An 18,054-nucleotide genomic window follows, 5' to 3' on the forward strand; every position below is an offset into this window, starting at 1 on the left:
AGCCTTGCCTCGCCATCAGGTGCCTGAACTCTGCGCCGGCCATTCATGCTCGAACACATGTCCCTGCGTATCCCGTGCCTCGGCGCGGAAATGCTTGGCTCCGTTCGAGACATAGGTGAAGCGGATGTTGGGGTCCTCCGAGATCGAGATGCCGCCTTCAACCGACAGCACCAGACTGCCGTCCTGTGACAGCGTCAGCTTGTCGACGAAGAACGCGGGAATGTAGAGCTGCGTCACCTGATCCATCTGCAGCCCCGAATTGTTGGGATGCCCGACCATGACTTGCGCCTCGCGGATGCCGCTGCTGGCGCCATCGCCGGCCTGGCTGAACTGCCGATAGCGCATCTGGCCGATGCGCGCGTTGGCCTCCTCCGGATTCTTGGCGGCCGGTGCCGAGCAGCCGCCGGAGGCCTTCACGAAGGTCTTGACCACGTAGAGCTGGCCGTCGGTCAACTCCGCTACGGCGTGCACGTCGGTGTAGTTGTTGACGCGAACGCGGGTCGAGATCGCCGTGACGTTGGCATCGGCGCCCAGCGTGAACTTCGCCGCCAGAGGCGCCGGGTTCTGATCGATCACCAGCGTGATGGTCTTGATGCGGCGCTCGTCGGCGGGCGACAGCTTGCTGCGCAGCGTGACCGGAACGACCGAGGCGTCCTCAGCGCGCGCGGGCATTTCGATCGCCAGCACGCCAGAGCCATCCTGCATCGGCTTGTTGTTGAAGATGTCCTGCATCAGCCCCGGCCACGGATCGTAGCCATCGGCAGCTTTCGCAGGTGAGAATGCGAGGCATGCGCCGAGAAGCCAGGCGCCAAGAAGCAATGTGGACGGCAAGCGGTGCCCGATCATGGCGCGGTCCTCCAAAAGCGTTCTGGTTTATCGGCGATCATAGCGCGTCCCATGGCTTATTCCCATGGCTCATTCCCATTCCATTTCCGAGAAGGCTGCAGTGGCGTTGCGCGCATTGTAATCGTCGAACAGCTCCCATTTGCCGCGTTCCGCCGCTGCGGCGCCGGCCGCATCGGAAATCGGCTTGCCCGCCTTGATCAGCCCACGCACGTCGTGAGCGAGGGTGTCCAGGTAGCGGCGCTCGTCGCCGAGCGCGAGCGGCCAGGGGCTGACCGGCCCGTGTCCCGGCACGACGCGATCGGCGGATATCGCCGCGAGCGCGCCGAGATCGGTGATCCAGCCGCGCAGGCTGCCGTCCATCACCGGGACGTGACGCAGGAACACGAGATCGCCTGCGAACAGGCTCCGGCTCGTTTCGTCGAACACGGTCAGGTCGCAGTCGCTGTGCGCAGTGCTCCACGCCTTCAGGGTCAGCGTCCGGCCACCGAGGTCGAGCGACATCTGGTCCTCGACGACGATCGATGGCGCAACCAGGCGAACATCGTCGATCAGCTCGGCGCCCATCAGCCGCCGGAACGCCTCGATGTAATGCGGTCCACGCACCGCCAGTGCGCGGGGCAGGTTCTTTGCACCGACGAAGCTCGTTGCGTCACCCTGGAAGGCGGCGTTGCCGAAGACGTGGTCGGGGTGAGCATGGGTGTTGACGACGTAGCGGATCGGCTTGGCGGTGCGCGCCCGGATTGCGGCCAAGAGAGCGCGTCCCTCACGGACGCTGCCGCCGGTGTCGATCACGGCGACCGCCTCGCCGCCGATGATGAAGCCGACATTGGCAATGGCGCCCTCGTTCTCGGCCGTCATCAGCGCGGTCTGGCCGATATGGACAAAAACGCCCGCGGCGACCTCGTTCACCGCGAGTTCCCCCGACTGGGCATGCGCCGGGCTCTCCAGCACAACAGCGCCCCATGCCATGAGGGCTATGACGAGCCACTTCACCATCTGTTAGCCTTGCCCGCATGCGACGTGTGCTGGCGGTGGACGTTGCGGCGCAGCACCCGGTCAACTCTTCGCGATGACAGCAAGTGTTGCGCCCGCGAGGCCGGCGGCCTAGCATTTTCAAAAATACCTCGATGCGCTCCATAGGGATGGAAATACGGATGACGAAGCGTCACAGTCTTGCCTGCTTGCTGGCCGTTGCCGGCGGGCTCACCCTGCTCGGGCCGGCCGCGTCTTTTGCACAGAGCAATGATGGCCTGGACCTGTCGATCGAACTGATCGATCCCAAGGTTCTCAGGGTTTGCGCCGACCCGCGCAATCTGCCGTTCTCCAACGAGAAGGGCGACGGTTTCGAGAACAAGCTGGCCGATTTCCTGGCCGCCAAGCTGCAGAAGAAGGTCGACTACACGTTCTTCCCGCAAGCCACCGGTTTCGTGCGCATGACGCTCGGCTCGCATCGTTGCGACGTCATCATGGGATTCCCGCAGGGCGACGACCTGGTGCAGAGCACCACTCCGTACTACCGGACGGCCTATGCGATCGTCACCAAGCCGGGCTCGGACCTTGCCGACGTCACCACGCTGGAAGACGCCAAGCTCAAGGGCAAGCACATCGGTATCGTGGCGGGTACGCCGCCGGCGACCAACATGGCGCTGGCCGGGCTGATGACGACGGCCAAACCCTATCCGCTGATGATCGACACGCGGGTGGATTCGTCGGCGGAAGCGATGATCAATGATCTCAAGTCCGGCGAGATCGATGCTGGCGTGCTGTGGGGCCCGATGGCCGGCTATTATGCGAAGCAGGCCAGCCCGCAGCTGCACGTCACGCCGCTGGTGAAGGAAACCTCCGGGCCGAAGCTGATCTATCGCATCGCCATGGGCGTCCGGGGTGCGGACCAGAACTGGCGGCGGCAGCTCAACAAGCTGATCCAGGAGAACCAGGGCGAGATCAACAAGATCCTGCTCGATTTCGGCGTGCCGCTGCTGGACGAGAGCAATCATCTGATCACCGCCGAGGCTGCCGCGAAGCCATGATCGGCCGGCTTACCGCTGCGGCATTGGCAGGCGTGCTGCTGATCACCGCGGCGGTGCGGGCCGACGATCTCGTGCCGGAGCCCGACAGCTATCGGACCGAGAACTATCGCGCGCCGGTGCCGACGACGCTGAGCGGCGCGCGCGTGCTGTCGACGCGTGACACCGAGGCGATCTGGCGCGCCAAGTCCGCCGCCTTCATCGACGTGCTGCCGCGGCCGCCCAAGCCGAAGAATCTGCCGGCCGGCACGGTGTGGCGCGAGCAGCCGCGCCTCGACATTCCCGGCAGCATCTGGCTGCCCGACACCGGCTATGGCGTGCTGGCGGCTGCGACGGAGGACTATCTGAAGCGCGGCCTGGCGCGCGCCTCCGACGGTGATCTCGGCCGTCCGCTGGTGTTCTATTGTCTCGAAGACTGCTGGATGTCGTGGAATGCCGCGCGGCGCGCGCTGACCTACGGCTATCGCAACGTGGCCTGGTATCCCGACGGCACCGACGGCTGGGCTCGCGCCGACCTGCCGCTGCAGCAGACCCAGCCCGAGCCGCGGCCGGAAGAGTGAGCGGACAACTCGGCAGCTGAAGACTCCGCAGCCAATTGGTTTGCTCGTCATGCGCGGGCTTGACCCGCGCATCCACGTGGTGCCGCGTGGAAAGACGTGGATGGCCGGGTCAAGCCCGGCCATGACGACGCGGAGAGGGCGGCGCGCCAGCTCGACATGGGTGTCTGGTCTGACGAGCGGCATTGTCGACCTACTCCATGTCCTGCTGGATCTCGCGGGCCAGTGCGAACAGGCGCTGGTCGATTGCGGTCGGCACCTCGCAGACGAACTTCATGACGCGGCGGCGGTCCTCGAAGATGCGCGTCTCCCAGTTCACCTGGTTGGTCATCTCCTCGATCTTGGCCTGATCCGGGTTGGCGCTGCTGTGCATCTCCTGCAGGGCGATGGTGTCAGCGCGCACCTTGTCGACGGCCTCGCGCTGCTTGCGCATCACGCGCTCCAGCCCGTTCATGACCGAGGTGCGCTGGGCGTTGAGCGTATCGAACAGGCCGGCGAACAGCAGCTTGCCCTTGCGGGTCTTCTCCTCGGCCGTGCCGGTGAGGAAATCGGCGACGTCCTTCTGCGCCTGCTCGAGCGGGATGCGGCGCGCGGCGAGCCTGGCCACCAGTTCGGCGAGCTTCGCATCGGTCTTCCAGCTTGCGCCAACGTCGTCGACCGCAGGGCCGGACCAGACGGCGGCGATCGAGATTTCCGGCACCTTCGCCTGCGGACAGGGCCAGTCCGGGTAGCGCGGATCGGCTGCGCGCGCGGCACCGGCTGATGCGACCAGCGCGACGGCTAGCACTATCGATGTGAGCCTCATGCCTCGCCTCCGGGGCCACGCCTGACAAAACCCCGCGAGGGATCGTAGGCCAGGATCGCGCCAATCATGAAAACCGCCGTGCAGCCGCCGACCACGGCCAGCGACACCCAGTTCAGCTTGCCGTACAGCGCAAACCGAATGAGCTCCACCGCGTGGGTGAAAGGATTGGCCTCGCAGAGATAGGCGAGCCACGGGCTGCCTTCCTCGACGCGCCACAGGGGATAGAGCGCCGACGAGGCGAAGAACATCGGGAAGATCACGAAGTTCATGACGCCGGCGAAGTTCTCCAGCTGCTTGATGCCGGAGGAGATCAGCATGCCCAGTGCGCCGAGCATCAGCCCGGACAGGATCAGCGCCGGCAACACCGTGAGATAGCCCATCGGCGGCGGCGTGATCTCCCAGAACCAGGCGATCACCAGGAAGGCATAGACCTGCAGCACGGAGACGGCGGTGCCGGCGAGCAGCTTGCAGAACAGCAGATAGCCGCGTGGCAGCGGGCTCACCAGCAGGGTGCGCATGTTGCCCATCTCGCGGTCGTAGACCATCGACAGCGACGACTGCATGCCGTTGAACAGCTGGATCATCGCCATCAGGCCGGGGGCGATATAGACCTCATAGAGGATGTAGGTCTCGTAGGGCGGGATGATCGAGATGCCGAGCACCTGGCGGAAGCCGGCGGCAAAGATGAACAGCCAGACCAGCGGCCGCACCAGCGCCGAGACGAAGCGCTCGCGCTGATGCAGGAAGCGCAGGCCCTCGCGCCAGACGATGCCGATCAGGCAGGTGATGTACTCGCCGACGGAGAAGCCGCTGCGTGTCGGCGCGGGCGCGTGCACGGTGGTGACGGTCATGGCTCGGAGCTCCGTGCAGGGCTGGCCTGGGTCGTCAGCCGGGCGAAGGCGGCGTTGACGTCCGACGCGCCGGAGTCCGTGATCACCTGCGGCACCGGCCCGCGCGCCAGCACGCGGCCCTGATGCAGCACCACGAGATCATCCGTCGGCGCGATCTCGTCGAACAGATGCGTTGCCCAGAGCACGCCGATGCCCTGCTCGGTGACGAGCTGCCGGACGTGGCCGACGATGTCGGCGCGCGCCTTGACATCGAGGCCGACGGTGGCCTCGTCGAGCAGCAGCAGCCGCGGCCTGTGCAGCAGCGCACGGGCGATCTCCAGCCGCCGCATCTGGCCGCCGGAGAGATCGCGCACCTTGTTGCCGGCGCGGTCGGCAAGGCCGATCCGCGTCAGCAGCTCCTCGCTGCGCGCGCGCGCCTCGCGGCGCGAGATGCCGTGCAGCGCGGCGTGGTAGAGCAGGTTCTGCCGTAGCGACAGGTCGAGATCGACCGTGCGCGGCTGGAACACGACGCCGAGCAGCCGCAGCGCCTCGCCCGGCGTGCGGCCGATGTCGTGGCCGAAGATGCTGATCTGTCCGGTCTGCACCGCGAACAGGCGGGTGATCAGCGAGAACAGCGTGCTCTTGCCGGCGCCGTTGAGGCCGAGCAGGGCGGTGAAGCTTGCAGGTCTCACGGCGAAGCTGACGTCGTTCAGCGCCTTGCGCGCGCCGTAGGAATGGCTGACGCCGGCGACCGACAACGCCGGGACCTGTTGCGGCGCCGGCTGCGGTGCGGCGCCTGTCGTATCGAGAGCGGGTGCGTTCTGCGTCGTCATGGCTGTGCAATCGTGATGCCCCAGGGCAGCTCGCCGACCTGGATGGTCTTGATCACCTTCTGCGCTGCGACGTCGATCACTGAGACGTCGTTGGAGACGCCGTTGGTGACCAGAAGATATTTCTCGTCCGGCGTGAACTCCATGTGCCAGACGCGCTGGCCGACCAGCAGATATTTCTTCACCTCATGGGTGACGCCATCGACGATCGCCACGCGGTTGGCCGGGCCGAGCGCGACGAAGCCGGTCTTGCCGTCCTTGGTCAGGCTGATGCCGACCGGCTGGATCGCCTCGCTGCGCAGGCCCGGGATTGCGAACTTGATCTTGCCGGTGACCTCGCGCTTGGCCGGATCGATGATCGAGACGGTGCCGCCGATCTCGGCGGAAACCCACAGCTCCGAGCTGTCGGTCTTGAACTCGGCATAGCGCGGCCGCGCATCGACCAGCACGTTGGCGACGATCTTGCGCGTCGCCGTGTCGATGAAATGCGCCATGTTGGTGGTCTCGGAGGTGCAGATCAGGATCTTGCCGTCCGGGCTCAGCATCATGCCCTCCGGCTCGACGCCGACCTGGACGTCGCCGATGCGCACGCGCTTCTCGAGGTCGAGCACGGTGACGGTGTTGTCGTTCTCGTTCGCCACATAGAGCGTCTTGCCCTGAGCGTCCTGCGTGAACAGCTCGGGATCCGGACCGGAAGGCAGGGTGTCGACGATCTCCTGCTTCTTGGCGTCGATCACCTGAATGGTGTCGTCATCGCCGACCGCGACCATCACGAACTTGCCGTCCCGCGTAAACGCAATCCCGCGCGGCCGCTGCCCGACCTTGATGGTCTTGGTGACCGTCCAGGTGTCGGTGTCGATGACGGAGACGGTGTTGCCTTTTTCATTGGAGACGAAGGCGACGTAGGCGGAGGCGGGGGCGATGGAGGCCAGGGAGAGGGCGGCAGTGAGCAGGCAGGCTTCCATACCGAGGAACCTGCGAAGCCGTGGCCGTCCTTCGAGACGCCCGCCTCCGGCGGGCTCCTCAGGACGAGGGCGGTGTATGTGGCGAAATCCGGGACTCTCTTCGTTACCAAGTTCGCGCTTAATACCCTCATGGTGAGGAGCGCCGTCTTCGGCGCGTCTCGAACCATGAGGCCCCTCGCGGGCCTCGCCCTTCGAGACGCCCGCCTTCAGCGGGCTCCTCAGGGTGAGGGGAGACAGCGCGCTGCGAAGCTGCTTCATCAACATCACTCTATCCGACATCATCATTGCAGCTTGCACTTGGTTTCGGGGCGGTCGACGCCGAGCGTGTCGAGTTCGGAGACCTGGTGGAGAAAGCCTTCCTGCGGGGAGACCGAGACGATCATGCGCCCATCGGCGAGCAGGATCGGCTGGCGCAGCTGCAGGTTCCAGTCGCGAAGAGAGAGGCGCGTGCCCTTGAAGGCGGCGATGGTGAAGTTCGGGCTCTTCAAATAATCGGTCATCGTCTTGGCGTCGCCGGAGTTGGTGCGCGACGCCGCTTCGCCGATCATGCGCACGGCCATCCAGGCCTGCATGTCCAACGCATCCATGCGGCGCGATGCGAGCTTCATGAAGCGGTTCTGCAGCTGCGTGGCGCCCCACTGGTCCTGTGCCGGATCCCAGCTGGTCGGCCGCAGGCCGGCGGAGCCGGCGACGGGGCGCGGATCCCAGGTGCGATAGGGCAGGTAGTTCGCGAACACCTCGCTCTCGTCGGCGGCGACCAGCACGTCATAGGCCGGCGCCTTTTGCGTGAACACCGGCATCTGGCGCTGTATCAGGGTCACGCCGCTATCGGTGCGCCGCGAACCGCCGGTGTCCTCGAAGGTGCGCTCCTCCACGATCTTGGCGCCGAAGCGGGTGGCGGCGCGGCGCAGCGCGTCGGCGAACAGCTTGTCATTGTCGTGCGAGCCGGTGACCAGCAGCCAGCGCTTCCACTGCTTCCACACCAGGTATTGCGCGAGGCCATCGGCCAGCATCGAGCGCGTCGGCGCGACATGGATGACGTTGGCGCGGCAGTCCTGCTCGCGCAGCCGATCGTCGGTCGCGCCGACATTGAGCAGGGTGATGCCGCGGCCGCGCAGGCTATCTGCGACCTTCAGCAGGGCATCCGCGGGCAGGTCGGCCAGGATGAAGCCGGTCTTGCCGGCGAGCTCGTTCGCCGCCTGGCCTGCGTCCTCGTCGTCCTTCACGCGGCGGTCGATCAGGGTGAAGCGCTGGTTGAGAAATTTGCCGGTGGTGTTGTTGTCCTCGATCGCGAGCCTGGCGCCGGCCACGCCGTCATCGGCCGCCGGCTGGTCGAGCGGCGACAAGGTCTGCGGCACGCCGGCGCGGCCGAGATAGCCGATCGCAATGTCGACCGGATCGGCGGCACGCGCCGCGGTTGCGGCGGCAATGAGGCCGATCGCGCCGATCAGAGATCGGGCCAGAACTCGCAGGACCACATGTCCTCCCATTGTTCCCTCGTCGTTTTTCGGCGAGGTTTCGTCTTGCAAGATGACCGAATTGGCCTAGCTTTCAACCCCACTTTTGGCCCCCGTTGCATCATTTCGGATCACGACCTTGAAACTCGCTGCTGTCCTCGCGTCCCTGGTCCTGATGTCTGCAACATCAGCGCATGCCGAGCCGCCCAAGGTGGCGGTGTTCGACTTCGAGCTGATCGATACCAGCCTGCAGGGCGAGGTGCAGGGCCCGCGGCAGGACGAGCAGCAGAGGCTTTCGCATGCCGCCGAGCAGCTCCGCGCGGCGCTGCAGGACTCCGGCAAATTTCGCGTGCTCGATATCGCCCCCGTTAACGATGCGGCGCACCACAGCAATCTGCAGGCCTGCGGCGGCTGCGACGTCAAGCTCGCTGGCGACATCGGCGCCGACCTCGCCCTCACCGGCACGGTGCAGAAGGTCTCCAATCTCATCCTCAACATGAACATCTATCTGCGCGACGCTCACACCGGCCAGCCGGTCGCCATCATGACCGCCGACATGCGCGGCAACACCGACGAATCCTGGACCCGCACCATGGCCTGGCTGCTCCGCAACCGCCTGCTGGCGCCCAACTACGGCGCGCCGCAGGCGCAGTAGGTGCGAGACGTGACGGCGCGTTCTCGCGGCACACCATGCCCGAGCTTTGTATGTCGATCACGCCTCGAAATCAGAGAGGCGCAGGGAAGGCCGGGAGCCTGCCGCCCCCATGGCCCGCCTGCAGAAAGAAGTGCAGGCGGCAGTACCACAGGTTCGGCTCGGACATCCCGGCCCTCCCTGCGCGATGGCTTTAACGGTTGCTTCGCGTGCTCCCCGGTGCGCCGGGCTTTCTGGTCACCGTGCGCGACGACGCGCTTCTCGCGCGCCGCCGCGGGGGCATCAGCGTCGGGATGCCAGGACCACGCGACTTGGCCGTACGCCGTGGCGCGTTCGTCCGCATGCTCTTGCGAGCCTGCTGCGCGCCGCCGGCGTCCACCGCATCCCCACCTCCACGTTCGTGACGACCGCGATACGCCCTCTCGACGAGGCGGGATGCGCCTACACAAACATGGTTTCCGTAAAAACGAAAGCCGATTTTTCGTCGTCGCCCAACTGGCTCGGTGTATCGCTTCGTGGCGCCAACAGAATTTCGCCTCGTCACGCACGCGAAGACCGGGCGTTGCGACCGATAAAATCGCCTCGACGGACGCGCCACCGCGCCCGTCGGGCAAATCAGGGCCGTGGCCGATGTCAGCGTGTCAGCCGCGCCGCGTGCCAGCGCAGATGATCGGCCATGTAGGTCGAGATGAAGTAGTAGCTGTGGTCGTAGCCGTCCTGCTTGCGCAGCAGCAGCGGGATGTTGGCCTTGTCGCAGGCGGCCTTCAGGAGTTCGGGGCGCAGTTGCTGCGTCAGGAACTGGTCGGCGGTGCCGACATCGACGAGGAGGTCGGAGACGCGCGCGCCGTCCTCGATCAACGCCACCGCATCGTGCTTGCGCCAAGCCGCCTTGTCGGCGCCGAGATAGCCACCCAGCGCCTTCTCGCCCCACGGCACCTGGGAGGGGGCGACGATCGGCGAGAACGCGCTGGCGGCGCGGTAGCGGTCCGGGTTGCGCAGCGCCACCGTGAGCGCGCCATGGCCGCCCATCGAGTGGCCCATCACCGACTGCCGGCGCGGATCGACCGGGAAGTTGGCCGCGACCACGCTCGGCAGCTCCTCGGTGACGTAGCTCCACATCCGGTAGTTCTTCGCGAACGGCTCCTGCGTCGCGTCGACGTAGAAGCCGGCACCGAGGCCGAAATCATAGGCGTTGTTGGCGTCGCCCGGCACGCCGTCGCCGCGCGGCGAGGTGTCGGGCGCGACGAAGATCAGGCCGAGCTCGGCGCAGGCCGCGCGGAACTCGCCCTTCTCGGTGACATTGGCGTGCGTGCAGGTCAGGCCGGAGAGATACCAGACGACCGGCAGCTTCGCGCCCTCGGCATGCGCCGGCACGAACACCGAGAACGTCATCTCGGTCTTGGTCTCCGCGCTGGCATGGCGATAGACGCCCTGGACGCCGCCATGGGACTTGTTCTGGGACACGGTCGTGAGCGTCATGGGATCACCTGTTCGGCAATGATGTCGGAGCAACGGCGATGATGTCGCCGATCTGGCGCAAGCTGCGTCGGTCAGCCGACGCGAGTCAAGCGACGCCGTTCTCGATCGCCAAACGCACCAGCTCGCCGGAGGTTCGCACGCCGAGCTTCTGGCGGATGATCGAGGAGGTGTTGGCGACGGTCTTGTAGGACGAGTGGATCAGCCAGGCGATTTCGGACAGGCTCTTGCCGGCGCTGAGCAGGCGCAGGATCTCGAGCTCGCGCGAGGTCAGCTTTGCCAGCGGGCTCTGCGCCACGGCCGCACCGGCAAAGGCGATGCTGCGGGCGATTGCCGGCGGCAGATAGCTGCCGCCGCGCGCGACCTCGCGGATCGCCTCGGCGAGGTCATTGGGATCACCGCTCTTCGACACGTAGCCCTTGGCGCCGATGTCGATGGCGCGCGCTGCGAACACCGGATCGTCGTTCATGCTGAACATGATCAGCCGGGCGTTCGCGTCATGCGCCAGGATGCGGCGCGCCAGCTCGAAGCCGGAGACGGTCGGCAGGTTGATGTCGACGACGCACACGTCGGGGCGCTCGGCGATGAAGCTGGCTTCGCCGCTCTCCGCGTCCGCCGCCTCGAGCAGCACGACGTCAGCATCGCCCGAGAGCAGGGCCCGGCAGCCGGAGGCAACGATGGGATGATCGTCGACGATCAGAACGCGCATGGCCTTGGGGTCCCGGACTTCCAACTCGCCTCATTGCTGCAATGCATCATGGATGCTTGCAGCGCGATGTTGCATGATGTTGCAATTAGATCGCTGGCGGATTTGTCTGTCAATGTGAGGCGCGTGAAACACGGCGGCGGTGAGGCGGAGAGAATGTGGCAGAATTGGTCGTTGCGGACGCGCATCAACGTGCTGCTCGCGCTGGTGCTGACGCTGGGGCTCGCCATCAACATCGGCCGTTTGGTGCTGGAGGCGGCGCCGCGCGTGCTAGCCGAGGATCAGAGCGTGATCCGCCTGACCCGCGCCTTCGTCGAAACCATCATGGACGAGGTCAATGATGCGCCGGATCCCGACGCGCGGCTGAACCGGATCGTCGGCGATCTCGGCCAGCTGCGTCACGTCAGCGTCATCCGGCCGTCGCACCCGACGCTGCCACAGCCATCCTCCGGCGCCGGCGAGCGCGCGGCACCGGCCTGGTTCATCGCCCTGGTGCACCCGGACAAGACCTCGGTCAGCATGCCCGTCATCGTCGCCGGGCGCGCCGAGACGCTGGTGATCACCTCGCATCCGGACGACGAGATCGCCGAGATCTGGGACGGCATCATCACGCAGCTCATCGTCGGCTCGCTGGTCGGCCTTGCCCTGTTCGGGATCACCACGCTGGTGGTCGGCCGCGCGCTGGCGCCGTTGTCGGATCTCGCCGACGCCATGAGCCGGATCGAAGCGGGGGCCTATGACGCCCGCGTCAAGCCGGGCGGCGCGCCCGAGCTCGCCGCGCTCTGCGCCAAGCTGAACCATCTTGCCGGCGCGCTCGGCGAAGCGGTCGAGGAGAAGCGGCGGCTGGCCGAGCGGACCGTCTCGCTGCAGGACCTCGAGCGCAAGGAGATCGCGCGCGAGCTGCATGACGAGTTCGGACCGCATCTGTTCGCGCTGCGCGCGCATGCCAGCGCGCTGATGCGATTGCCGGACACTGTTCCGCTCGACGTCGCCGCGATGCGGCGGCATGGGCAGGCCATTCTCGACCAGGTCAATGAAGTGCAGCAGTTCAACCGCCGCATCCTGGAGCGGCTGCGCCCGGTCGGCCTCGCCGAGCTGGGCCTGCGCGAGGCGCTCGGCGCCCTGGTGCGGCTGTGGCGGGAATCGCGGCCGGAGATTGCGATCGAGACCACGTTCCCGGACACCGTGGTCTGCAGCAATGAGACCGCCGAGCTGACAATCTACCGCGTCGTGCAGGAAGCCTTGACCAACGTGTTCCGTCACGCTGAGGCGACGTCGGTCGACGTCACCATCGAGCCGCTGCAGCAGAGCACGGCCGGCCATCGCCGCAGCTACACGCGGGTGCGCGTCCGCGACGACGGCCGCGGGCTGGCCCCCGAGCACAAGCTGGGCTTCGGCCTCACCGGCATGCGCGAGCGGCTGCTGGCGCTGGGTGGCACCCTGACGGTGGATTCGAGCGGCACCGGCGTCACCATCGAGGCGATGGTGCCGGCCGAGGCGGCTTAAGTTGCAGGACAGGAACTTTCGATCCGCCAGCGCATTCAGCAGGAACCAACGATCTGCGTGAGCCGCGGTCCGGAGCACGCGCGGCTTGCGGTGATCAGATGACCAGAACCCTGTTTGCGCTGAGCAGCGCAGCCATTGCGGCTGTGCTGTCGCTGAACCATGCTGTCGCTCGCGACGACGGCCGTTTTGCAAATTCGCCGCTCAAAGGCTGGTTCGACAGCCTGCGGAGCGGTCGCGGCCCGTGCTGCTCGGATGCGGACGGCTTCGCCGTGTCCGATCCCGACTGGGACATGGAGGGCACGCACTACCGCGTGCGGCTCGACGGTCAATGGATCGTCGTGCCCGACGATGCCGTCATCACCGAGCCCAACCGCGCCGGCCGCACGATGGTGTGGCCCATCAAAGGCTCGCTCGGCACCTCGATCCGCTGCTTCATGCCGGGCAATCTGAGCTGACGCGCAGCCGAGTCGGGCGCATCCGACGCAGCGATCGGCGCTGCGGCCGATGGTCCTGTGCGCGGTCCCGCTTTGGAACTCCGCTCGGTCATGGTGATTGCCCCGCAGGTCATGCCGTGATGGCAGTCTCATGCGAGGAGCACCATGGAACAGAGCAGTGACACCGGCCTCGAAGAACGTATTCGCGAGCGCGCCCACCGATTGTGGGAGCAGTCGGGGCGCCCGGACGGCCGCGAGGATGAGTTCTGGCACCAGGCTGAGCGCGAGGTCCGCGAAACCGAGCAGTTGCACGACGAAGCCACCGCGCCACCCCCGACGATGCTGCCGGATTGACCGGCACGAACAACAGAAGGAATCGCTATGAGCAAGGAAACGCCGAAGGACGATCCCCGCAAGGAAAGCGACTGGGGCTCGATGAAGCAGACCGACAAGCCGTGGGCCGAGAAGCCGGAAAAAGAGCAACGCTCGGAGGCGGCGAAGGACCTGGAGAAGTGGGGCGAGAGCAAGACGCATTGAGGTGGAGGCCGCGCGTCAGCGATCGGGCGAATGCGAGTCTGTGTTCTGGTTAAAGCGGACGGGGCTACTTATGGCACCACCCGTGCGGCAGCCCCTCACCCCGACCCGCTCCCCGTAAGAACGGGGAGCGGGTGCAGCGCGCCTCGTGGCAACAGCTCGCGCTATGTTTGCTGTTGCAACATTCCAGATTGGTCGGCTTAGTCGAACAGAGATATGCCCTCTGATCAAATCTCATCGATCCAGCATGCGCTGGACTAACTCCTCCGCCACGAAGCGATATCGAATTCTCTCGGATCCGTGCTGGTCCGTCTACTCACCTCGAACGCGGTGCACTCCCTCTCCCCGTTCTTCACGGGGAGAGGGTCGGGGTGAGGGGCAACCGCACGGGCGGTCGTCGTCGTTAGTTCGAGATCCGCTCAAGCCCCCCGCCGATCAACGCGGTTCACGCCGTATGCCCCGGATCGACATCATCCGGCGTCTTCTTGTCGCGCTGGGGCGTCATCCTGGCCGGGTCCTTCGCGCCCGGTACGCCGCGCGGGCCGAGCTGATCGCGCTGGATGTCGTCCTCGGAGCGGTCGGGCTCGCGTCCGTTGATGGGAAGATCCTTGGTCATGGCTCGATCCTCTGTCGCACCTCGCTGATCGGGCAATGCGTGCGCAGCCGCTGACGTTCCTTGCGACAGCTGACGGCGCGGCCATGTCGTGCGCAGGAACGTGGCTTCGGCGCTGCGATTGATGGTGCATCAAGCGTCAGGAGAACATCGATGTCGGACCATCACCCCAAGCCGCCGTTTCCGCCGCAGCAACAGGCCATGCCGGGCACCACGGCCGAGATGCAGCCCAGGCCGGATCACGGCGAAACCAGCTACAAGGGCTCCGGCAAGCTGACGGGCAAGAGAGCCGTGATCACCGGTGGCGACAGCGGCATCGGCCGCGCGGTCGCGATCGCCTATGCGCGCGAGGGGGCCGACCTCCTGATTGCCTATCTCGAGGAGCATGACGACGCCAGGGAGGTGCAGCAGCTCGTCGAGAAGGAGGGGCGCAAGGCGGTGCTGATGTCCGGCGACATCCAGGACGCCGCGCATTGCAAGGCCATCATCCAGCGCGCCGTCGACGAGCTCGGCGGCGTCGACATACTCGTCAACAACGCCGCGCACCAGGCGACGTTCAGCGACATCGGCGACATCTCCGACGAGGAATGGGAGATCACCTTCCGCACCAACATCCACGCGATGTTCTATCTCACCAAGGCGGCGGTGCCGCACATGAAGCCGGGCAGCGCGATCGTCAACACCGCGTCGGTCAATTCCGACATGCCGAATCCGGCGCTGCTCGCCTACGCCACGACAAAGGGCGCGATCCAGAACTTCACCGCCGGCCTCGCCCAGATGCTGGCGGAGAAAGGCATCCGTGCCAACGCCGTCGCGCCCGGCCCGATCTGGACGCCGCTGATTCCCTCGACGATGCCGGAGGAAAAGGTCACGTCGTTCGGCCAGCAGGTGCCGATGCAGCGTGCCGGCCAGCCGGCCGAACTCGCCACCGCCTATGTGATGCTGGCCGACCCGCTGTCGAGCTACACGTCGGGCACGACGGTCGCAGTCACGGGCGGCAAGCCGTTCATCTGAGGATGGGCATCTTCGGACTGCCTCAACGCACCGCCATTCCGGGGCAATCGTCAATGCGACGGCGCGAAGCGTCGACGCGTTGGCGATTGACCCAGGAATCTCGAGCAAGTTGAGAAGAGTCGCAAGATAAGCGTGAGATTCCGGGTTCAAGGCCTGCGGCCTTGCCCCGGAATGACTCCGAGGTTTGATGAAGGTCAGCGCATCTCGTCCGTTCAACGCAACATGCCAGCCTCACCGCCGCATGTCGATTGTCCGACATCCGACAGCGCGTTGCGCTACCTCGCGCGGCTAGCCCTTCACGCCACCGACATCAGCTCGCAGGGCGCGGGTTCGGCATGCACCGGCCACACCGCCGCGGTGGCCGTATCGCTTTGCCGCTCATCGAGAATCCGCTTCACCGACCGCGAACACAGCCCGCATTGGACCGAGCAGCCGAGACAGTCATACACCTGTGCGGGCGAGCCGAAGGTGATGTCCGCCGTCGTGACGACGTTGCGAACGGCGGTATCGGTGATGACGTTGCAGGAACAAATGATCATGGCTGTTGCTCGCACCTGCCAACGATAAGCAACGGCGATGCCAAGGTCGGCTGTGGGCGAAACGGCTGATCAGAATCGTTCGAAAACGGCGCGCCTCAGCGCGGAGCGGCCAGGGTTGCGGCGATGCGGTCCGCGGCGTGCAGGCGGATGGCAGCCAGGATCGTCTGCGCGAGCGCCTGTCCGTGCGCATCGATGCCGGTCCACTGCGCGTGGCGGCCACGCGGGTCGATCTCGGCGAGCGCCACGCCGGCCGCAACGTCGCTGCCGTCGCGGACGATACCGCGGAGCATGCCATCGGCGGGCGCGGTGACCGGGACGCCGGAGAGATGGCCGATCACGAAGCCCTTGTAGATGCGCGCGCCGATCTCGACCGGGCTATGCCAGCGGCCTTCATGCTCCGATCGAACCAGGCCGCCAACGTCGCCGAAATCATTGGTGGCCGAGGTCCAGCCCTGGCCCACGATCTGTCCGAGCCGGTCGGCTCTGGTTTCGATGGCGAGGTCGCAATTGGCTGATGGCGAGAAGCCTGGCCCGATGCCGACCGACAGCCGGGTCATGCCGCGCAGATTGGGCGTCGGCTCGCGCCTCTGCATACGAGCGTCGACCAGCACGTCGATGGTGCGGATCGGAAGCAGATCGAGCAGGCCGAGCGTCGTGACCAGAACGTGCTGCGGATTGCCGAGCGCCTTGAACACGTCCATCGGGCTGTCGATGCGCGTGCCGATCACATCCTCGACATGGAGAGCGTCGCCGAACAAGGCATCGTGAAACGCCATCTTACGGCGTATGACCGGTGGATTGGGGTCGTGCGACAGCACCACGCAGAAGCCTGCGCGGTGGAGGTGGACGCCAATCGCGGACGCGACCTCATTGGTCCCGAGGATCACGGCGAAGCGCGCTGCATTCGTCCCCATGTCCCGGTCCATGCCGCACGACGTTTCGTGGCTGCCAGCTCTGCGACCGGAAAGCCACGTTCCAGTTCAATGCAACGTCGAGCAAGAGTCGGACCACGAGCAAGGGCTTCGAAAAACATTGCCATTGCAGGCGTTGTGGTCAGCACGGCGGAAAGGCGACGCGCATCGTGTGACGAACCCGCCAATCTGTCGTGAACGCGACAGCGGCGAAGGGTTCGGCGCTGCATTTTCCGCTGGCCCGGATTCTGCACAACTGCGCTGTGACAGGGCGGCGCATGAGCAGGACGGCATGAGTCTCGATCTCGACCAGGACGTCCGTGCGCCCGCCATCGATGCGGATGAGACGATCGCGTCGTGCCCGTTTCATCGCGACATGGCGGCAGCGGAGCGTCCGGAGCGTACCGAGCAGAAGACGCTGGTGCTGACCGGCGGCTCGCGCGGCATCGGCCACGCGACGGCAAGACTGTTCTCCGACGCCGGCTGGCGCATCATCACGTGTTCGCGCCAGCCATTCGACGGCGGGCGATGTCCCTGGGACGCCGGTCCGGACAATCACGTCCAGGTCGATCTCAGCAACCGCACCGCCATCCCGCGCGCGATCGACGACATCAAGGCCCGGCTCGACGGCGCGCCGCTGCACGCCCTGATCAACAACGCCGCAATCTCGCCGAAGGCCGACGGCGGCGGGCGGCTCGATTCGCTGTCGACCTCGGTCGAGACGTGGATGACCGTCTTCCACGTCAACTTTCTCGGTCCGATTCTGCTGGCGCGCGGCCTGTTCGAGGAGCTGAAGCGCGGGCAGGGGGCCGTCGTCAACGTGACGTCGATCGTCGGCACGCGCGTCCATCCCTTCGCCGGGACGGCCTACGCGACGTCGAAAGCCGCGCTGGCCTGCCTGACTCGCGAGATGGCCCACGACTTCGCGCCGCACGGCATCCGCGTCAACGCCATCGCGCCCGGCGAGATCAAGACCGAGATGGTCTCGCCGGAGACCGAGGCGCGGTTCTCGCCCCTGATCCCGATGCGCCGGATCGGCGCGCCGGAAGAGGTGGCGAAGGTTCTGTTCTTCCTGTGCTCGGATGCGGCGAGCTACGTCACCGGCGAGGAGATTCAGATCAACGGAGGGCAGCACCTCTAGCCCGACGTGAAATAGGTCGCACTCACATGCCGTCAAGGCGACGGTCGCAGCTGGCAGCCGAACACCGCGACTGCCAGACGCGGAGTGGAAAGTTGGTGTTCAGCTTGTCCTGTTGCGATCCGGTTGCAGGCACCCCGAATGAGGTCGAGTTCTAGGCGTCGGGAAGACAACACAAAACGGCGCGCGCGTCGTCGTCCGGATACCGGCGGCT

21 protein-coding genes are annotated in these 18,054 nt (G+C 66.2%); 9 read left to right on the top strand and 12 right to left on the bottom strand.

Annotated elements, in window-relative coordinates:
* Positions 1-15: 15 nt before the first annotated feature.
* Positions 16-846, bottom strand: a complete 831-nt coding sequence (locus ACQR1I_RS07975; protein ID WP_434868831.1) for a quinoprotein dehydrogenase-associated SoxYZ-like carrier — start codon at positions 844-846, stop codon at positions 16-18.
* Between the two features lie 69 nt (positions 847-915).
* Positions 916-1,815, bottom strand: coding sequence for a quinoprotein relay system zinc metallohydrolase 2 (locus ACQR1I_RS07980; protein WP_434869105.1), 900 nt, complete (start codon positions 1,813-1,815; stop codon positions 916-918).
* A 185-nt stretch (positions 1,816-2,000) separates the two neighbouring features.
* On the opposite strand from ACQR1I_RS07980, the gene ACQR1I_RS07985 reads away from it, so the two are divergent.
* Both ACQR1I_RS07985 and ACQR1I_RS07990 read left to right on the top strand, forming a co-directional pair.
* Complete coding sequence (locus ACQR1I_RS07985) at positions 2,001-2,876, top strand: substrate-binding domain-containing protein (RefSeq protein ID WP_434868830.1); 876 nt, start codon at positions 2,001-2,003, stop codon at positions 2,874-2,876.
* Positions 2,873-3,433, top strand: a complete 561-nt coding sequence (locus ACQR1I_RS07990) for a PQQ-dependent catabolism-associated CXXCW motif protein (protein ID WP_434868829.1) — start codon at positions 2,873-2,875, stop codon at positions 3,431-3,433. Before ACQR1I_RS07985 ends, ACQR1I_RS07990 begins: the two co-directional genes overlap by 4 nt.
* A 190-nt stretch (positions 3,434-3,623) precedes the next feature.
* Here the strand turns inward: ACQR1I_RS07990 and ACQR1I_RS07995 are convergent, their stop codons facing one another.
* From ACQR1I_RS07995 to ACQR1I_RS08015, 5 genes are all read right to left on the bottom strand, one after another.
* Entirely contained in the window at positions 3,624-4,235 is a 612-nt protein-coding gene (locus tag ACQR1I_RS07995; protein WP_434868828.1) for a hypothetical protein, read from the bottom strand.
* Positions 4,232-5,086, bottom strand: coding sequence for an ABC transporter permease (locus ACQR1I_RS08000; protein WP_434868827.1), 855 nt, complete (start codon positions 5,084-5,086; stop codon positions 4,232-4,234). Before ACQR1I_RS08000 ends, ACQR1I_RS07995 begins: the two co-directional genes overlap by 4 nt.
* Positions 5,083-5,898, bottom strand: coding sequence for an ABC transporter ATP-binding protein (locus ACQR1I_RS08005; RefSeq protein ID WP_434868826.1), 816 nt, complete (start codon positions 5,896-5,898; stop codon positions 5,083-5,085). The genes ACQR1I_RS08000 and ACQR1I_RS08005 overlap by 4 nt, the downstream gene beginning before the upstream one ends.
* Positions 5,895-6,860 carry a YVTN family beta-propeller repeat protein gene (locus tag ACQR1I_RS08010; RefSeq protein WP_434868825.1) on the bottom strand — a complete coding sequence of 322 codons (966 nt, stop codon included), beginning with the start codon at positions 6,858-6,860 and terminating at the stop codon, positions 5,895-5,897. Before ACQR1I_RS08010 ends, ACQR1I_RS08005 begins: the two co-directional genes overlap by 4 nt.
* A 281-nt stretch (positions 6,861-7,141) precedes the next feature.
* Positions 7,142-8,350 carry an ABC transporter substrate-binding protein gene (locus ACQR1I_RS08015; protein WP_434868824.1) on the bottom strand — a complete coding sequence of 403 codons (1,209 nt, stop codon included), beginning with the start codon at positions 8,348-8,350 and terminating at the stop codon, positions 7,142-7,144.
* A gap of 142 nt (positions 8,351-8,492) precedes the next feature.
* Here ACQR1I_RS08015 and ACQR1I_RS08020 point away from each other — a divergent pair, with 142 nt between their 5' ends.
* Positions 8,493-8,972 carry a DUF3280 domain-containing protein gene (locus ACQR1I_RS08020; protein ID WP_434869104.1) on the top strand — a complete coding sequence of 160 codons (480 nt, stop codon included), beginning with the start codon at positions 8,493-8,495 and terminating at the stop codon, positions 8,970-8,972.
* A gap of 630 nt (positions 8,973-9,602) precedes the next feature.
* On the opposite strand, the gene fghA is transcribed toward ACQR1I_RS08020, so the two are convergent.
* Both fghA and ACQR1I_RS08030 read right to left on the bottom strand, forming a co-directional pair.
* Positions 9,603-10,448, bottom strand: coding sequence for an S-formylglutathione hydrolase (gene fghA, locus ACQR1I_RS08025; RefSeq protein ID WP_434868823.1), 846 nt, complete (start codon positions 10,446-10,448; stop codon positions 9,603-9,605).
* Between the two features lie 85 nt (positions 10,449-10,533).
* Positions 10,534-11,154 (bottom strand): response regulator, encoded by a 621-nt coding sequence (locus tag ACQR1I_RS08030; protein ID WP_434868822.1) that lies wholly within the window; start codon positions 11,152-11,154, stop codon positions 10,534-10,536.
* Between the two features lie 153 nt (positions 11,155-11,307).
* Between ACQR1I_RS08030 and ACQR1I_RS08035 the strand changes: the two genes are divergently transcribed.
* From ACQR1I_RS08035 to ACQR1I_RS08050, 4 genes are all read left to right on the top strand, one after another.
* Complete coding sequence (locus ACQR1I_RS08035) at positions 11,308-12,657, top strand: ATP-binding protein (RefSeq protein ID WP_434868821.1); 1,350 nt, start codon at positions 11,308-11,310, stop codon at positions 12,655-12,657.
* Between the two features lie 98 nt (positions 12,658-12,755).
* Positions 12,756-13,112, top strand: coding sequence for a hypothetical protein (locus tag ACQR1I_RS08040; protein ID WP_434868820.1), 357 nt, complete (start codon positions 12,756-12,758; stop codon positions 13,110-13,112).
* Positions 13,113-13,256: 144 nt separating this feature from the next.
* The gene (locus ACQR1I_RS08045; protein ID WP_434868819.1) at positions 13,257-13,445 is read left to right on the top strand and encodes a DUF2934 domain-containing protein; all 189 of its coding nucleotides are present in this window, start codon (positions 13,257-13,259) and stop codon (positions 13,443-13,445) included.
* 27 nt (positions 13,446-13,472) lie between these two features.
* On the top strand, positions 13,473-13,628 hold the full coding sequence (locus ACQR1I_RS08050) for a hypothetical protein (RefSeq protein ID WP_434868818.1): 156 nt from the start codon (positions 13,473-13,475) through the stop codon (positions 13,626-13,628).
* A 442-nt stretch (positions 13,629-14,070) separates the two neighbouring features.
* Here the strand turns inward: ACQR1I_RS08050 and ACQR1I_RS08055 are convergent, their stop codons facing one another.
* Positions 14,071-14,241 carry a hypothetical protein gene (locus ACQR1I_RS08055; RefSeq protein ID WP_434868817.1) on the bottom strand — a complete coding sequence of 57 codons (171 nt, stop codon included), beginning with the start codon at positions 14,239-14,241 and terminating at the stop codon, positions 14,071-14,073.
* A 150-nt stretch (positions 14,242-14,391) separates the two neighbouring features.
* Here ACQR1I_RS08055 and ACQR1I_RS08060 point away from each other — a divergent pair, with 150 nt between their 5' ends.
* Positions 14,392-15,252: an SDR family oxidoreductase gene (locus tag ACQR1I_RS08060; RefSeq protein ID WP_434868816.1), complete on the top strand. Its 861-nt coding sequence runs from the start codon at positions 14,392-14,394 to the stop codon at positions 15,250-15,252.
* A gap of 296 nt (positions 15,253-15,548) precedes the next feature.
* Here ACQR1I_RS08060 and ACQR1I_RS08065 read toward each other — a convergent pair whose 3' ends face one another.
* Both ACQR1I_RS08065 and ACQR1I_RS08070 read right to left on the bottom strand, forming a co-directional pair.
* A complete protein-coding gene (locus ACQR1I_RS08065; protein ID WP_434868815.1) occupies positions 15,549-15,791 on the bottom strand; it encodes a (2Fe-2S)-binding protein in 243 nt (80 codons plus the stop codon).
* 95 nt (positions 15,792-15,886) lie between these two features.
* On the bottom strand, positions 15,887-16,705 hold the full coding sequence (locus ACQR1I_RS08070; protein WP_434868814.1) for a xanthine dehydrogenase: 819 nt from the start codon (positions 16,703-16,705) through the stop codon (positions 15,887-15,889).
* 289 nt (positions 16,706-16,994) lie between these two features.
* On the opposite strand from ACQR1I_RS08070, the gene ACQR1I_RS08075 reads away from it, so the two are divergent.
* Positions 16,995-17,843 (top strand): SDR family NAD(P)-dependent oxidoreductase, encoded by an 849-nt coding sequence (locus tag ACQR1I_RS08075; RefSeq protein WP_434868813.1) that lies wholly within the window; start codon positions 16,995-16,997, stop codon positions 17,841-17,843.
* Positions 17,844-18,054 lie beyond the last annotated feature (211 nt).

The organism is Bradyrhizobium sp. HKCCYLS2038 (assembly GCF_051167655.1).
In the GTDB taxonomy this organism is placed as follows: Bacteria; Pseudomonadota; Alphaproteobacteria; order Rhizobiales; family Xanthobacteraceae; genus Bradyrhizobium.

Coding starts and splice junctions, on each gene's coding strand:
- ACQR1I_RS08005 (WP_434868826.1), bottom strand. CDS start 5,898: ATGACGACGCAGAACGCACCCGCTCTCGATACGACAGGCGCCGCACCG.
- ACQR1I_RS08075 (WP_434868813.1), top strand. CDS start 16,995: ATGAGTCTCGATCTCGACCAGGACGTCCGTGCGCCCGCCATCGATGCG.
- ACQR1I_RS07985 (WP_434868830.1), top strand. CDS start 2,001: ATGACGAAGCGTCACAGTCTTGCCTGCTTGCTGGCCGTTGCCGGCGGG.
- ACQR1I_RS08055 (WP_434868817.1), bottom strand. CDS start 14,241: ATGACCAAGGATCTTCCCATCAACGGACGCGAGCCCGACCGCTCCGAG.
- ACQR1I_RS08040 (WP_434868820.1), top strand. CDS start 12,756: ATGACCAGAACCCTGTTTGCGCTGAGCAGCGCAGCCATTGCGGCTGTG.
- ACQR1I_RS08050 (WP_434868818.1), top strand. CDS start 13,473: ATGAGCAAGGAAACGCCGAAGGACGATCCCCGCAAGGAAAGCGACTGG.
- ACQR1I_RS08015 (WP_434868824.1), bottom strand. CDS start 8,350: ATGGGAGGACATGTGGTCCTGCGAGTTCTGGCCCGATCTCTGATCGGC.
- fghA (WP_434868823.1), bottom strand. CDS start 10,448: ATGACGCTCACGACCGTGTCCCAGAACAAGTCCCATGGCGGCGTCCAG.
- ACQR1I_RS08065 (WP_434868815.1), bottom strand. CDS start 15,791: ATGATCATTTGTTCCTGCAACGTCATCACCGATACCGCCGTTCGCAAC.
- ACQR1I_RS08060 (WP_434868816.1), top strand. CDS start 14,392: ATGTCGGACCATCACCCCAAGCCGCCGTTTCCGCCGCAGCAACAGGCC.
- ACQR1I_RS08020 (WP_434869104.1), top strand. CDS start 8,493: ATGTCTGCAACATCAGCGCATGCCGAGCCGCCCAAGGTGGCGGTGTTC.
- ACQR1I_RS08010 (WP_434868825.1), bottom strand. CDS start 6,860: ATGGAAGCCTGCCTGCTCACTGCCGCCCTCTCCCTGGCCTCCATCGCC.
- ACQR1I_RS08070 (WP_434868814.1), bottom strand. CDS start 16,705: ATGGGGACGAATGCAGCGCGCTTCGCCGTGATCCTCGGGACCAATGAG.
- ACQR1I_RS08035 (WP_434868821.1), top strand. CDS start 11,308: ATGTGGCAGAATTGGTCGTTGCGGACGCGCATCAACGTGCTGCTCGCG.
- ACQR1I_RS07995 (WP_434868828.1), bottom strand. CDS start 4,235: ATGAGGCTCACATCGATAGTGCTAGCCGTCGCGCTGGTCGCATCAGCC.
- ACQR1I_RS08000 (WP_434868827.1), bottom strand. CDS start 5,086: ATGACCGTCACCACCGTGCACGCGCCCGCGCCGACACGCAGCGGCTTC.
- ACQR1I_RS08045 (WP_434868819.1), top strand. CDS start 13,257: ATGGAACAGAGCAGTGACACCGGCCTCGAAGAACGTATTCGCGAGCGC.
- ACQR1I_RS07980 (WP_434869105.1), bottom strand. CDS start 1,815: ATGGCATGGGGCGCTGTTGTGCTGGAGAGCCCGGCGCATGCCCAGTCG.
- ACQR1I_RS08030 (WP_434868822.1), bottom strand. CDS start 11,154: ATGCGCGTTCTGATCGTCGACGATCATCCCATCGTTGCCTCCGGCTGC.
- ACQR1I_RS07975 (WP_434868831.1), bottom strand. CDS start 846: ATGATCGGGCACCGCTTGCCGTCCACATTGCTTCTTGGCGCCTGGCTT.
- ACQR1I_RS07990 (WP_434868829.1), top strand. CDS start 2,873: ATGATCGGCCGGCTTACCGCTGCGGCATTGGCAGGCGTGCTGCTGATC.